Raw genomic sequence first — 15,878 nt, 5'->3', positions numbered from 1 at the left:
GTGCTGGATTTTGAACAACCTATTAGAGATATCGAAAAGAAAATTCAAGATATAGAGCAGTATATGAAAGCATCTGATGTTGATTTAACACATGAGGTAGAATTACTGAAGGCAAAGAAAGAAAACCTATTTAAATCAATCTATGCCGATCTGTCCCCTTGGCAAAGAGTGCAGATTGCACGTCTAGGTGAAAGACCGACAACTTTAGATTATATTGCGCATCTATTTGATGAGTTTATGGAATTTCATGGAGATAGAAACTTTAGAGATGATCCTGCAATCGTCGGAGGTATTGCTTCTTTCCAAGGCCGTCCTGTTACTGTCATTGGTCACCAAAGAGGAAAAGAGACGAAAGATAATATATACAGAAATTTCGGTATGGCGCATCCAGAAGGTTATCGTAAAGCGATGCGATTGATGAAGCAAGCTGAAAAGTTCAACCGTCCGATTATATGCTTTATCGATACGAAAGGAGCATATCCTGGTAAAGCAGCTGAAGAACGCGGGCAGAGTGAATCGATTGCACGCAATCTAGTAGAGATGGCTGCACTTAAAGTACCGGTTATCTCGATTGTCATCGGGGAAGGTGGAAGTGGTGGAGCACTTGGTTTAGGTGTATGTAATACATTGTTAATGTTAGAAAACGCAACGTATTCCGTCATTTCTCCAGAAGGTGCGGCAGCGTTACTGTGGAAAGATAGTACACTGGCCCAGTTGTCGGCAGAAACGATGAAGATTACTGCACCTGACTTACTTGAACTTGGCGTCGTAGATGAAGTGATTCATGAAATACCTGGTGGTGCACATCGAGATATCGCACAACAAAGTCAGTTGATCAATAAAGCATTAACTCCGTATATTCGTGAACTTTCACAACGCTCTGCAGAGGACATTGTGCAGCAACGTTATGATAAGTTTAGAGCAATCGGTGAAATCAAATAAAAAGATATTAACATAATATGAAAAGATAGTTGAAAACGTTGTCTAAATAATGAGTTGGCGACGTTTTTTTTGAATGTTTTTTTAAAACGTTTTCATTGTTACGAACATGTGATATTGATGGATAATGTGAAAGTAATGTGTTAATTTAAAGATAAAGAATACACAAAGTGAGGAATTGATATGAAAAAGATAGCTGTATTAACGAGTGGTGGCGATGCACCTGGAATGAATGCTGCTGTTCGTGCTGTTGTGCGTAAAGCAATGTATTATGGCATAGAAGTTTATGGCGTATATCAAGGGTATCAAGGATTAATCAATAATAATATTAAGAAGATGGAACGTGGTACTGTAGGGGATAAGATACAGCGTGGGGGGACGTTTCTGCAGTCGGCACGTTGTCCAGAATTTAAAGATCCAGAAGTACGTAAGCAGGCGATTGCCAATTTAAATAATCTTGGTATCGAAGGTCTAGTGGTTATTGGTGGCGATGGAAGTTATCGTGGTGCTCAAAGACTGAATGAAGAAGGCATAAAGACAATCGGTATTCCAGGAACAATCGATAATGATATCAACGGCACAGACTTTACGATAGGATTTGATACGGCTTTAAATACGATTGTAGAAGCAATTGATAAGATTAGAGATACAGCGTCGAGTCATGAACGTACATTCATCGTAGAAGTCATGGGGAGAGATGCCGGAGACTTAGCGCTATGGTCTGGTCTTGCAGGAGGTGCTGAGACAGTATTGTGTCCAGAGCACCGTAAAGATGTCAAGGTCATTGCAGATAAAATTCAACAAGGGATCGAACGTGGCAAGAAACATTCTATCATCGTTGTTGCTGAAGGCGTTATGACCGGTGAAGAATGTGGTCAGGAACTAAAGAAATATATTAATGTTGATACTCGTATCTCGGTACTTGGTCATATGCAGCGTGGAGGCTCACCTTCTGGAATGGATAGAGTACTTGCAAGTCGTCTAGGTGGCTATGCTGTAGAACTGCTGATGAATAATGAAACTGGCCTTGCAGTTGGCATTCAGAATAATAGTTTATCTAAGACTAAGTTTGAAGATATCTTCACATCTGTCCATCATTTAGATGAGAAGATGTATGATTTATCTAATGAATTATCGATATAATGCAATAAGTGTCGCAACAAATATAATGGAGGCTCATAAAATGAGAAAAACTAAAATAGTATGTACAATCGGACCGGCTTCAGAATCTCCTGAAATGTTAGAGAAATTGATGAATGCGGGTATGAACGTTGCTCGACTTAATTTCTCGCATGGTTCACACGAGGAACATCAGGCACGTATCGAGACAATTCGCTCTGTAGCGCAACGTTTAAATAAGACGGTAGCAATCTTGCTTGATACGAAAGGTCCTGAAATTAGAACACATAATATGGGAAACGATAAGATTGAACTTGTCAAAGGTTCAACTGTTACAGTCAATATGGAACAAGTATTGGGCACGCCTGCAGAGTTCTCGGTCACGTATCCTGAACTAATCAATGATATTCATATAGGTTCTACAATTTTGTTAGACGATGGATTGATCGAACTTAAGGTCAAAGATATCCTGCATGACGAAGGTAAGATTGTATGTGACGTCATCAATGCAGGTGAACTAAAGAATAAGAAAGGTGTAAATTTACCTGGTGTCAAAGTAAACTTGCCTGGAATTACAGATAAAGATGCTTCAGATATTCTATTCGGTATCGAACAGAAAGTAGACTTCATTGCGGCATCATTTGTACGTCGTGCGAGTGATGTATTAGAAATTCGTGAAATATTAGAGAAAAATCAATGCGACTTTATTCATATTATCCCTAAAATTGAAAATGAAGAAGGGATAGAGAATATCGATCAGATTCTGGAAGTTTCTGATGGACTGATGATTGCACGTGGAGATATGGGGGTTGAAATACCCGCTGAGCAAGTACCGCTAGTACAGAAAGAATTGATTCAGAAGTGTAATATTCTCGGAAAACCTGTAATCACTGCCACACAGATGCTCGATTCTATGCAGCGTAACCCACGTTGTACACGTGCAGAAGCAAGTGACGTTGCCAACGCCATCTATGATGGAAGTGACGCGGTGATGTTATCAGGTGAAACGGCTGCAGGATTATATCCGGAAGAATCGGTTAAGACGATGCACAATATTGCATTTGCTGCAGAAGAAGCACAAGATTATAAGCGCATGCTTTCAGACCGTACGAAATTAAATCAGCCATCTATGGTAAATGCGATTGGTGTGTCTGTAGCTCATACTGCTTTAAATTTAGACGTACAGACGATTGTCGCTGCAACTGAAAGTGGTACAACAGCACAGATAATCTCTAAATATCGCCCACATGCACATATTATCGCAGTAACACCTTATGAAGAAACAGCGAGACATCTTTCTTTAGTATGGGGCGTAATACCTATAGTGAAGACTGGTAAATCTACAACAGATGAATTATTAGATAAATCTGTACAGGCAGCAATTGAAATAGGAACTGTCGAAAATGGAGATTTAATCATTATTACAGCAGGTATCCCAACAGGTGAAGCAGGAACTACGAACTTAATGAAGATTCATCTGATTGGTGATGTGATTGCAGCAGGAACAGGTATAGGTAGAACTGCAGCACACGGCAAGGTCATTAAAGCAAATAGTGCAGAAGAACTACAAGGTATTGATATGACGGACAAAGTTGTCGTATCACCGCAGACAGATGCAGATATGGTACCTTATCTTGAACAGGCAGTTGCGATTGTAACTGAAGAAGGTGGATTAACATCACATGCGGCAGTCGTTGGGCTTAATCTCGGTAAACCGACAATCGTAGGTGTCCAGGATGTGATGAATACATTAGAAAACGGTACACTTGTAACAGTAGATGCACAGCATAATAAAGTATATATCGGGCACGCAAAAGTAAACTAAAATAAGGATGAGCATTTGCTCATCCTTATTTTTGATTTCTGTAAACTTTTTTGATTATAATTGAAGCTAAATGCCCTTGATACTTTCTTTATCTATAATTATGTTTTTCGAAGTTGTCTTTCTTAAATCCACCCTGCACATAATACATAACTGCTAATAGGATAAACCATAATGGTGAAACGAATAATCCCAAACGTGTGTCTTCTGCTATAAATAAGAGCATGAACACAAAGGCAAAGAATGCAAGCACAATGTAGGCTGCTATTTTTCCGCCAGGCATTTTATAAGTACTATGTTCATGAAGTTCTGGTCGTGTTTTTAAATATTTCAAATAAGCGAACATAATAATTGACCATACAACGATAAAGAATACAGTAGCAACTGTAGTTACGAGTGTAAATACAGCATTTGCATTCGGAATAATATAGTTCAATAATACGGATATTAATAGAAGTACACTTGAGAACACAACTGCATTCGCTGGTACGCCAGCTTTATTCGTTCTTTGAAAGAAGCTGTCATCTCCCTTTGAGAAGTTTTTACTTAATCCGAATAGCATACGGCTGTTTGAAAAGATTCCGCTGTTACATGAAGATGATGCGGATGTGATAACTACAAAATTGATTAAACTTGCTGCAAATCCGATACCGATCAGTCCAAAGAACTTAACGAATGGACTTTCGTTCGGATCGATTTTGTCCCATGGTGTAACACTCATGATGATGATTAAAGAACCAATATAAAATAAAACGATACGAATAGGTACACTGTTTATTGCACGAGGTAATGTTTTCTCTGGATCTTGAGCTTCGCCCGCTGTAACACCGATAAGCTCGATTCCTACGAAACTAAATATTGCCATCTGGAAGCTCAGCAGAAAACCATTCATTCCATTCGGGAAAAAACCGTTATGTGACCATAGATTAGTAAGTGATGCATGTCCAAACTTCGTTTCAAACCCGATTACAATTAGGATAATACCAACAAGTATAAGTGCGATGATTGTAATTACTTTAATGATAGCAAACCAGAATTCAAGTTCTCCGAAGAGTTTGGCTGTAAGTAAATTCAGTCCCATCAATACAACGATACAGATTAAAGAAGATGCCCATGTCGGGAAGTCCGGCCACCAAAATTGAACGTACTTCGCAACGGCAGTCACTTCTGCCATTCCAGTTACAACCCAGCAGAACCAATATGTCCAGCCTGTAATATACCCCATGAAATCTCCAAGATAATCTCTTGCAATATCAGTAAATGAATGATAATTCGTATTGGATAATAATAATTCTCCAAGCCCTCGCATAAATAAGAATAAGAACAATCCTATAACGAGGTATGTCAATAATATCGAAGGTCCTGCGAAATTGATAGATTTACCAGCTCCTAAAAATAGTCCGGTACCTATAGCTCCACCAATTGCAATAAGCTGAATATGTCTGTTTGAAAGCGCACGCTGTAAACCATTTTGACTGTTACTATTTGATTGAGTATTCACATTTTTTCCTTCTTTCCTTAGTATTTTTCTATTATGTTATGAATTATCAAAAACTTCAAACTTTTTTTTGAAATATATCTATAACTAAAACTTATGACCCTCAATAATAAACTACTATAATTCATAATCATTCACAAAATAAAGACAATTAGCTATAATATGAAGTGTGAAAGCCGTTACATTGGGCATAGCAAAATTTTGTTGTAAAGGGGAAATAGAAATGGCAGAATTAGTTAAAGGGCTTGAAGGTATTATAGCTTCGAACACAAAAGTGAGTTCGATTGTTGGGGATCAACTGACATATGCAGGTTATGAAATTGATGACTTAACTGAAAATGCATCGTTTGAAGAAGTAATCTTCTTACTTTGGAATTTCAGATTACCGAATAAAGAAGAACTAGAAAATTTAAAATCTCAGCTTATCGAATATATGAATCTACACCCAAGAATGTATAGTCATTTCGAAGATTATACTGCGGATGCTGTGCATCCAATGACAGGACTTCGTACTTCATTGTCATACCTTGCTCATTTCGATCCACGTGCTGATGAGTTCAATGAAGATGCACATATGGATAAAGCGATTCGTATTCAGGCAAAAGTAGCATCGCTTGTTGCTGCATTTGCACGAGTTCGTCAAGGAAAAGAAGTGGTTAAACCAAAGAAAGAATTAAGCTATGCAGCGAACTTCCTTTATATGTTATTTGGTGAGGAACCAACAGCAATTCAGGAGGAAGGCTTCAACAAAGCATTGATTCTTCATGCCGATCATGAACTGAATGCGTCTACGTTTACGGCACGTGTCGCTGTATCTACATTATCTGATATGTATTCAGGTGTCGTTGCTGCAGCTGGTGCACTAAAGGGGCCGCTTCACGGTGGTGCAAACGAACAAGTTATGAAGATGTTGAGTGAAATCGGTTCAATCGATAATGTTGAAGACTATATCAATAAAAAAATTGAGAATAAAGAAAAGATTATGGGATTTGGTCACCGTGTGTATAAAAACGGAGATCCACGTGCTAAATATTTAAAAGAGATGTCTCGTAAGATTACAGACGAAACTGGGCATAAAGAACTTTTCGAAATGTCAGTTAAAATTGCTGATTTATTAAAGGAGAAAAAAGGGTTATTACCAAACGTTGATTTCTACTCAGCAACGGTTTATCACTCAATGGGTATCGAACATGATCTATTTACACCAATCTTTGCAGTAAGTCGTACATCTGGCTGGATTGCTCATATTCTTGAGCAATATAATGATAACCGTATCATTCGTCCGCGTGCAAACTATATCGGTGAAGTTGGCCGTAAGTATGTACCAGTTGAGGAACGATAAAATACAAATATGGAGGAATATATAATGGCAGATAAAATTACAAATTCTAATGGAGTATTAAACGTACCAAATCATCCTGTAGTTCCATTTATCATTGGTGATGGAACAGGTCCAGATATATGGAATGCAGCGAGCCGCGTGTTAGATGCAGCAGTTGAAAAAGCATACAACGGAGAAAAGAAGATTGAATGGAAAGAAGTACTTGCTGGTCAAAAAGCATTTGATGCAACGGGTGAATGGTTACCACAAGAAACGTTAGATGTGATTGATGAGTACTTAATTGCAATTAAAGGGCCTTTAACAACGCCAATCGGCGGAGGTATTCGTTCTTTAAATGTTGCTTTACGTCAAGAGCTTGATCTTTTCACTTGTCTTCGTCCGGTGCGTTACTTTGAAGGTGTACCTTCACCAGTTAAGCGTCCAGAAGATACAGATATGGTTATCTTCCGTGAAAACACTGAAGATATCTATGCAGGTATTGAATTCAAGGAAGGTTCAGAAGAAGTTAAGAAAGTTATTGATTTCTTACAAAATGAAATGGGTGCGAAAAATATTCGTTTCCCAGAAACATCAGGTATTGGTATTAAACCTGTTTCTAAAGAAGGTACAGAACGTCTAGTACGTGCTGCAATCAATTATGCAATTACTGAAGGACGTAAGTCTGTAACATTAGTCCATAAAGGGAATATCATGAAATTTACTGAAGGTGCGTTTAAACAGTGGGGTTATGATTTAGCAGAGCGTGAATTCGGTGATAAAGTATTTACTTGGTCTGAATATGACAAGATTAAAGAAGCAGATGGTACAGAAGCGGCTGATAAAGCACAGGAAGCGGCTTTAGATGCAGGTAAAATATTAATTAAAGATTCTATCGCTGATATCTTCTTACAACAAATTTTAACGCGCCCAGCGGAATTTGATGTTGTTGCAACGATGAACTTAAACGGTGATTATATTTCTGATGCGCTTGCTGCTCAAGTAGGTGGTATCGGAATTGCACCTGGTGCGAATATTAACTATGAATCAGGACATGCAATATTTGAAGCTACGCACGGAACAGCACCTAAGTATGCTGGATTAGATAAAGTTAATCCATCGTCTGTGATTTTAAGCGGAGTATTGATGCTTGAGCATTTAGGATGGAAAGAAGCAGGAGACCTCATTACGAAATCTATGGAGAAAACGATTGCTTCTAAAGTAGTTACTTATGACTTTGCGCGATTAATGGAAGGTGCAACAGAAGTTAAATGTGGTGCCTTTGCAGACGAACTGATTAAAAATATGTAATCAACAGAAGCAGTTATTTGAATTTATTCATTTAACTGCTTTTTTTAGGAGGACATCATATGAGAAAGAAAATCAGCATAATTGGAAGTGGATTCACCGGAGCTACAGCAGCATTTATCGTAGCACAAAAAGGATTTGCAGATGTTATGCTTGTAGATCTTGCACGTAATCTGGATAAAGGAAAAGGAAAAGCGCTAGATATACTTCAGTCAGCTGCCATTTTCAACAGTAGTATTTCAGTCTCTGCAACAAGTCATTACGAAGATATTAAAGACTCGGATATCATTATGGTTACTGCAGGGGTCGCACGTAAGCCAGGTATGACACGTGATGACCTTGTACAGACTAATCAGCAGGTGATGACAGAGGTTGGAGAGCAGATAAAAGTATATGCCCCTAATGCAATTGTTATCGTGCTCACAAATCCAGTAGATGCGATGACTTACACAGTACAACAAGTGACTGGCTTTCCGCATGAACGTGTCATAGGCCAGTCTGGTGTCCTTGATACTGCAAGATTCAGAACATTTGTTGCTTCTGAACTTAACATTTCAATAGAAGACGTGCATGGCGTCGTACTCGGAGGTCACGGAGATACGATGGTTCCTTTAATACAGCATGCTGATGCAGGTGGAGTTCCGCTTACTGAAATTATGGATAAGGTTACAATTGATTCTATTGTCGATAGAACACGCAAAGGAGGAGCTGAAATTGTTCAGCTTTTAGGCGATGGTTCAGCATATTATGCTCCTGCAGCTGCTATGGTTGAAATGGCTGAGGCAATAATTCTTGATAAGAAACGCATTCTGCCTGCGATTGCATATTTAAACGGCGAGTACAATGAAAGTGATGTGTATATCGGAGTGCCTGTATTACTTGGGGAGAATGGTGTTGAACGCATCGTAACGTTTGAATTAACTGCTGAAGAACAGTCCGCATTTCATCAGTCTGCTGAGGCAGTGAGAGATGTCATGCGCGTCTTGAAGTGATTTATTAATTTATTGTAAACTTTTATACGAGTTTGTGAAGTTTGTTGATCAGGTGTAGCCATATATATTTACTGTAATATATAATATAGTTGTATATATGGTCTTGGAGGGATAGGATGAGTCAGAAAGTATTAGTAGTAGATGATGAACAGTCGATTGTGACGTTATTACAATATAATCTTGAGCAATCAGGTTTTGAAGTGATAACAGCTTTCGATGGGGAAGAAGGTTTAAGTAAAATATTTTCTGAAGATCCGGATATTGTTGTTCTTGATCTTATGTTACCTAAGATGGACGGTGTAGAAGTCTGTAAAGCAGTCCGTAGTGAAAAGAATCAAGTGCCTATTCTGATGCTTACAGCAAAGGATGATGAATTTGATAAGGTACTTGGTTTAGAGCTTGGCGCGGATGATTATATGACGAAACCATTTTCTCCTAGGGAAGTCACAGCAAGGTTAAAGGCAATTTTGAGACGATCTCAGGCATTAAGACAACACGAGTCTGAAAAAGAAAACAAAGAAATAATCATTGGTAAGCTTAAAATATTGCCAGAACATTTTGAAGCGTATCGTAATGGCGAACTGATTGATCTGACGCCAAAGGAATTCGAATTATTAATCTATTTGATAGAACGACAAGGGCGTGTGATTACACGTGAACATATGCTGAATTCAGTATGGAACTATGAATTTGCTGGTGATTCACGTATCGTTGATGTTCATATCAGTCATTTGAGAGAGAAAATAGAAGAAAATCCAAAGCAGCCACAATACATTAAAACTGTACGTGGTCTAGGCTATAAACTGGATTACCCGAAACGAAATGATTAGTTTTCAAAGAAAGTTACTCATCATGCTTACAACAATGATTGTTGTAAGCTTTCTTTTAGTCGGCATGTTTATTACGACCTCTATCTCAAATGATATGAAAGTATCGATGAAACGTACGATGGCACAAGATGCAAAAATAATACAGTCTTTGGCTGAACATCAAGATTTCAACATGATCGCAGCCACTTTTGATGACGAGCGAAGTTATCAAATATTAGTCATGCAAGGTAATAAACCGCTGTATGTTACACAAGGTTTTTCTCCCGACCACTTTGAAGCTGCACTATCGAGATATACGACAGGTGAAAGTGAAGCGAATGAGTTTCGATACGATTCTGAAGATAAACAGAGCATCCTTAAAACGACAACAAAAGATACTGTCATCTATTTAATACAGGAAAACCGAATTCTGACCATTTTAAACAGAAGTATATGGAAATATATCGGGTTAATGTTATTGATGTTGCTTCCTATTCTCTATTTTATCGTGAGGTACATCAATAAAAGCTATATTCAACCAATAAAAGAAGTGACTTACGCTTCTAAATTACTGGCAAGCGGAAACTACAAAGTACGTGTTCCAGAGAGTAATGTCACTGAGACTAAGGACCTGTTTATCAGTATGAATATATTGGCTAGAACATTGCAAGACTTTATGAATGAACAGAAGCTTCAGCGTAATCGTCTGGAGACGACATTACAGAATATTCCTTCCGCTACTTTGCTTGTCAATAGCTACGGTGAAGTTGTTATAGCCAATGAAACATTTTTAAATTTCTTTAATCGTGGTAATAAAATAAAGAAAGCTCATTATGACACCGTAATAGAGCATAAAGATGTAAAACGTATGATTAAAGAAGCGATTGCAACAGAGAAACCCATCAATGAAACAATTGAACATAATGTGAACGTCCATAAAAAATATTTTGACGCGGCAGTTGTGCCTGTATTATCCAAGAAACGTAAAAGGATTGAAGGGATTGTCATTGTGCTGCATGATATTACACAGTTAAAGACACTGGAACAGATGAGGAAGGATTTCGTTGCAAATGTTTCGCATGAACTAAAAACACCGATTACGAGTATAAAAGGATTTACAGAGACATTACTAGACGGTGCAAAAGAAGATAAGAATACGCTCGAGATGTTTTTAGATATTATTCTGAAAGAATCTAATCGAATCCAGGTGCTTGTAAGTGAGCTGCTCGAACTGTCTAAAATTGAGCAGGCAAATCACTTTAATATGGTGAAAGTAAATTTACCTCAGAAAGTATTTAATAGTGTGGAAGTTGTATATCCGCTTGCTGAGAAGAAGAATATTAAATTTAATCTCGAGCTTGAAAAAAATCTTTTTGTCCTGGCAGAACCGAGCAAGCTTAAGCAGGTTATGATCAATCTACTTTCAAATGCAATCAATTACTCGCCAGAGGATGCAGAAATTACAGTAAAGGTATATCTCAAGGCGGATGAATGTATCGTTGAAATTATTGATCAGGGGATTGGTATTGCACCTGAGGAAATAACAAGAATATTTGAGAGGTTCTATCGCGTAGATAAAGCAAGAAGCAGGGACTCTGGCGGAACAGGGTTAGGTCTTGCAATTGTTAAACATATCATTGAAGTGTTTAATGGTGAAATCGATGTAGAAAGCGAGCTTGGAAAAGGTTCGACTTTCAGAATAAAATTAAAGCAGTTTATTTATTAATATAAGATTTATTTTTGTTTACTCTAGTTTAACTATTATCACATATAATATAAAAAGACGCTTTCATTTTGAAGCTTGAACGCTTGGTACATATGTGTCGGGCGTTTTTGTGCGTGATTTATGTTAAACTATGATTACTACAGTTCAGGAGGATATTATGGCTGATAAACTAATATTGATTGATGGTAACAGCATTGCTTTTCGTGCATTCTATGCCTTACCTCTATTAAAAAATCAATCCAATTTACATACGAATGCAATATATGGTTTCACGCTTATTTTAGATAAGTTGATTAAGGAAGAACAACCTACACATTTTTTAATCGCATTTGATGCGGGTAAGACAACGTTTCGCCATGAGATGTATAAAGACTATAAAGGAGGACGTCAAAAGACACCTTCAGAATTAAGTGAACAGTTTCCTTATATTCGTAAACTCGCAGAGGCTTATCAAATCAAGCATTATGAGCAGGATATGTATGAAGCAGACGATATTATCGGAACGCTTGCAAAACAAGCAACAGAAAATAAGTTAGAGACAGTCATCGTTACTGGGGACCGAGATCTAACGCAGCTTGCAAGTGATTATGTGACAGTCTACTATACAAAAAAAGGAGTTACAGATATTGATAAATATACACCGCAGTTTATTCAGGAGCTATATGGATTTGAACCAGAGAAAATAATCGATTTAAAAGGGTTGATGGGGGATAAGTCAGATAACATTCCCGGTGTCCCTGGCGTAGGAGAAAAGACTGCACTTAAATTACTACATGAATATGGTACGGTTGAAGCGGTGCTTGATAATCTGGAACATATTAAAGGTAAGAAATTAAATGAGAACTTAACAAATCATAAAGATGACGCATTAATGAGTAAGCAGCTGGCGACGATTAATACTGATGCACCGATTGCAGTAAATTTAAATGATACACTGCTCCCTGAAAAAGATGACAGTAAGAAGATCGCACTATTTCAGGAGCTAGACTTTAAGCAAAAGTTAGATAATATTGACGCTGAAACTCAAATTACTGAAGAGAAAACAATTGAAATAAGCAATCAGTTTAGTACATTTGATTTCTCGAATGTTGAATCTATGGATATTCGTATTCGATGTTTTCAGGATAATTATTTAAAGAATGAAATTATTGGGGTAGGGATATTGGTAGAAGGACATACATTTGTTATTCACCCTGATGAAATCACCCAAAATGAAACATTCATCAATGCACTGCAAAATGAAGCTACAAAAAAATATGTCTATGATGCAAAGGAAACAAAAGTTTTATTCAATAGACTGGATATAGAGATTAAAGGGATTGAGCACTGTGTGATGCTCGCATCTTATTTACTCGATCCAGCTTTGAAAATAATAGATGTTGCTCAAAGTGCGCAAATGCAAGGTATTAATTATGTGGAATCAGATGAAATGATCTTCGGAAAAGGTGCTAAGATGCACATACCTGAACGCATGGATTTATTTAAACATATTGCATCTGAAGTAAATGCAATCCATGAGGTATCAGCGCTTCAGATTAGAAAATTAAATGAACTTAAGCAGCTTGAACTGTTAACAACGCTCGAACTGCCACTTTCACTTGTTCTCGCAGATATGGAGATGCAGGGAATTAAAGTAAATAAGCAGACACTTCAGGAGATGCAGCAGGAAATTCAAAGCCGCTTAGATGAACTGATCACGCGTATTCATGAACATGCAGGCAGCACATTTAATATCAATTCTCCAAAGCAGCTTGGTGTCGTATTATTTGAAGATTTAAAGCTAGATTCACCGAAGAAGAAAAAGACGAAGACAGGATATTCTACAGCTGTGGATGTTCTTGAGTCATTAGCAGGAAAACATCCGATCATTGAAGATATATTACTCTATAGAACGCTATCTAAACTGCAGTCAACTTATGTAGAAGGATTGCAGAAGTTGATTGGAGACGACGATAAGATCCATACACGCTTCAACCAGGTTATTGCTCAAACTGGACGTCTGTCATCTATTGACCCTAACTTGCAGAACATTCCTGTAAGACTAGATGAAGGTAGAAAAATAAGAAAAGCATTCGTACCAAGTGAACCGAACTCTGTAATATTTGCTGCAGACTATTCTCAGATTGAACTTCGAGTACTCGCACATATTACTGGAGATAAAGGTATGCTTGAAGCTTTCAATCAAGGCATTGATATTCATACGAAGACTGCGATGAAAGTCTTTAATGTTGAAAAAGAAGAAGTAACAAGCGATATGAGGCGTCAGGCAAAAGCTGTAAACTTCGGGATTGTGTATGGAATCAGTGATTATGGACTAAGTCAAAGTTTAGGTATTACTCGAAAAGACGCACAAGCATTTATTGATAACTATCTTGAAAGTTTTCCGGAAGTTAAAGCGTATATGCATGATATTATTCAGGAAGCTAAGCAGCAGGGTTACGTTACGACATTGCTTAATCGACGTCGCTATATCCCAGATATTACGAGCAGAAACTTTAATTTAAGAGGATTTGCTGAACGTACTGCGATGAATACACCGATTCAAGGAAGTGCAGCAGATATCATTAAACTCGCAATGGTACATTATAACGAACAAGTGAAAGAAACTGACTTTAAAGCTAAATTGTTACTACAAGTACACGATGAGCTTATTTTTGAAGTGCCAAAAGATGAGCTTGATGCTTTCAGCTTATTTGTAAAACATGTAATGGAAAATGCATTGGAATTAAAAGTACCGCTTGAAGTTGAATATGATTCAGGTGAAAGCTGGTACGAAGCAAAGTAGGAGGAGTTATGCCGGAATTACCAGAAGTTGAACATGTGAAGCGTGGTATTGAACCACATATCACAGGAGAACAAATTATTGATGTCCACTTTTCAGATGCTGTATTAAATGGAAAGACACAGGGTAAAGAGACGATTATTAAAGGGCTTTCCCTAGATGCATTTAAGGAACGATGTATTGACACTCATATCGAAAGTGTGATGCGTCGCAGTAAATATATTATCTTCAAGTTAAAAGGAAAGGATGGGAACCGTTATATGGTCGGTCATCTTGGAATGACCGGCGCATACTTTGTCGTACCGTCTATCGATGACATTACGGTACCGAACTACAAAAAACATTGGCATGTCACTTTTACATTGAGCAGTTCGATGAAGCTGGTATATTCAGATATTAGAAGGTTTGGTGAACTGAGAATGTTAGATGAATCACAGTTTGCACACTTCGATGCAGCGATTGCACCAGAACCATTTAATGAAGAAGGTCGAGCACATTATATCAGTGCACTGCACTTGCAGAAATATCAGGATAAACCGATTAAGCAAGTCATCATGCTGCATTCGGTTGTCAGTGGATGTGGAAATATCTATGCATGTGAAGCACTGCATAATGCACGGATTAATCCGAATATAAAAGTGAAATCATTAAGCGAAAAAAGACGTACATTACTGTATGAACATATTGTCGATGTGCTGAATGAAGGCATTCTATATGGGGGCTCGACCATCTCAGATTACCGAAATGCACAAGGTGAAAGTGGAATGATGCAAAATAGGTTTAAAGTTTATGGTAAAAAAATTTGTGGAACATGCGGTAATGAAATTAAGACGAAAGTGATAGCTACACGTAATACACATTATTGTACACATTGCCAGAAATAGGAGGAGCTATGACAGTTATAGGTTTAACAGGTGGTATTGCCAGTGGTAAGTCAACAGTAGCAAATTATCTGAAAGAGAATGGATTCGCTGTAATTGATGCAGATATTGCGGCAAGGCAGGCTGTAGAAAAAGGAACCGAAGGATTAAGAAGAGTTGCTGAAACATTTCCAGGAGTGCTGAATGAAGATGGGACATTAAATCGTAAAGCACTAGGTACGATCATCTTTAACGATAAGGCACAGCGTGATAATTTAAATCAAATTGTTCACCCAATCGTACGACGTCTGATGGATGAAGAGAAAGCTGCCGCACTTTCCGAAGGCAAGGTGGTAGTTATGGATATACCACTTTTATATGAAAATAAGCTCGAACATACTGTCGATGAAGTATGGGTTGTATATGTGTCATACGATATACAAAAAATGCGTCTGATGAAACGAAATGAACTTTCAGAGTCAGAAGCAGATGCACGTATCAGTAGTCAGATGTCGATGGATGAAAAGCGAAATAAAGCGGATATCGTCATTGATAATTGTCGTGATTTAGAGGCACTATATCAACAGTTAGATACGTTAATCAAACACTATAAATAGATATAAATTTTCGAAAAATTCAAATTTTTTAATTTGCAGAAAATGCTCTTCACAAGCGCTTTCATTGTGTTATACTATTTCTAAGTAT

At 37.7% G+C, this 15,878-nt stretch carries 12 protein-coding genes; 11 read left to right on the top strand and 1 reads right to left on the bottom strand.

Translation table 11 applies throughout. The features are described from left to right. The 3 genes from accA (at window position 1) to pyk (ending at window position 3,883) form a co-directional block, all read left to right on the top strand. Complete coding sequence (accA, locus tag ACZ2V4_RS03340) at window positions 1-942, top strand: acetyl-CoA carboxylase carboxyl transferase subunit alpha (protein WP_219494842.1); 942 nt, start codon at window positions 1-3, stop codon at window positions 940-942. A 180-nt stretch (window positions 943-1,122) separates the two neighbouring features. Then, a complete protein-coding gene (gene pfkA / locus ACZ2V4_RS03335; RefSeq protein WP_219492513.1) occupies window positions 1,123-2,082 on the top strand; it encodes a 6-phosphofructokinase in 960 nt (319 codons plus the stop codon). 40 nt (window positions 2,083-2,122) lie between these two features. Continuing rightward, window positions 2,123-3,883 (top strand): pyruvate kinase, encoded by a 1,761-nt coding sequence (pyk, locus tag ACZ2V4_RS03330; RefSeq protein ID WP_219492510.1) that lies wholly within the window; start codon window positions 2,123-2,125, stop codon window positions 3,881-3,883. Between the two features lie 88 nt (window positions 3,884-3,971). Here the strand turns inward: pyk and ACZ2V4_RS03325 are convergent, their stop codons facing one another. Beyond that, window positions 3,972-5,381, bottom strand: a complete 1,410-nt coding sequence (locus ACZ2V4_RS03325) for an amino acid permease (protein ID WP_219492508.1) — start codon at window positions 5,379-5,381, stop codon at window positions 3,972-3,974. Window positions 5,382-5,601: 220 nt separating this feature from the next. Here ACZ2V4_RS03325 and ACZ2V4_RS03320 point away from each other — a divergent pair, with 220 nt between their 5' ends. From ACZ2V4_RS03320 to coaE, 8 genes are all read left to right on the top strand, one after another. After that, entirely contained in the window at window positions 5,602-6,720 is a 1,119-nt protein-coding gene (locus ACZ2V4_RS03320) for a citrate synthase (protein WP_420493829.1), read from the top strand. Window positions 6,721-6,744: 24 nt separating this feature from the next. Continuing rightward, window positions 6,745-8,007: an NADP-dependent isocitrate dehydrogenase gene (gene icd / locus ACZ2V4_RS03315; RefSeq protein ID WP_219492502.1), complete on the top strand. Its 1,263-nt coding sequence runs from the start codon at window positions 6,745-6,747 to the stop codon at window positions 8,005-8,007. A gap of 59 nt (window positions 8,008-8,066) precedes the next feature. Then, entirely contained in the window at window positions 8,067-8,996 is a 930-nt protein-coding gene (mdh, locus tag ACZ2V4_RS03310; RefSeq protein ID WP_283721990.1) for a malate dehydrogenase, read from the top strand. A gap of 116 nt (window positions 8,997-9,112) precedes the next feature. After that, the gene (locus ACZ2V4_RS03305) at window positions 9,113-9,826 is read left to right on the top strand and encodes a response regulator transcription factor (RefSeq protein ID WP_012657264.1); all 714 of its coding nucleotides are present in this window, start codon (window positions 9,113-9,115) and stop codon (window positions 9,824-9,826) included. Then, window positions 9,819-11,531: a two-component system histidine kinase PnpS gene (gene pnpS / locus ACZ2V4_RS03300; RefSeq protein WP_219492497.1), complete on the top strand. Its 1,713-nt coding sequence runs from the start codon at window positions 9,819-9,821 to the stop codon at window positions 11,529-11,531. The genes ACZ2V4_RS03305 and pnpS overlap by 8 nt, the downstream gene beginning before the upstream one ends. Before the next feature lie 157 nt (window positions 11,532-11,688). Next, a complete protein-coding gene (polA, locus tag ACZ2V4_RS03295; RefSeq protein WP_219492494.1) occupies window positions 11,689-14,316 on the top strand; it encodes a DNA polymerase I in 2,628 nt (875 codons plus the stop codon). An 8-nt stretch (window positions 14,317-14,324) separates the two neighbouring features. Beyond that, window positions 14,325-15,197, top strand: coding sequence for a bifunctional DNA-formamidopyrimidine glycosylase/DNA-(apurinic or apyrimidinic site) lyase (gene mutM, locus ACZ2V4_RS03290; RefSeq protein WP_283721989.1), 873 nt, complete (start codon window positions 14,325-14,327; stop codon window positions 15,195-15,197). An 8-nt stretch (window positions 15,198-15,205) separates the two neighbouring features. Next, window positions 15,206-15,790, top strand: coding sequence for a dephospho-CoA kinase (gene coaE, locus ACZ2V4_RS03285; RefSeq protein WP_413474838.1), 585 nt, complete (start codon window positions 15,206-15,208; stop codon window positions 15,788-15,790). The last annotated feature ends 88 nt before the right edge of the window (window positions 15,791-15,878 follow it).

The organism is Macrococcus sp. CoH-51_TC_04 (genome assembly GCF_058188655.1).
The sequence above is the reverse complement of the archived record's forward strand: the minus strand, read 5'-3'. Positions and strand labels throughout refer to the sequence as shown.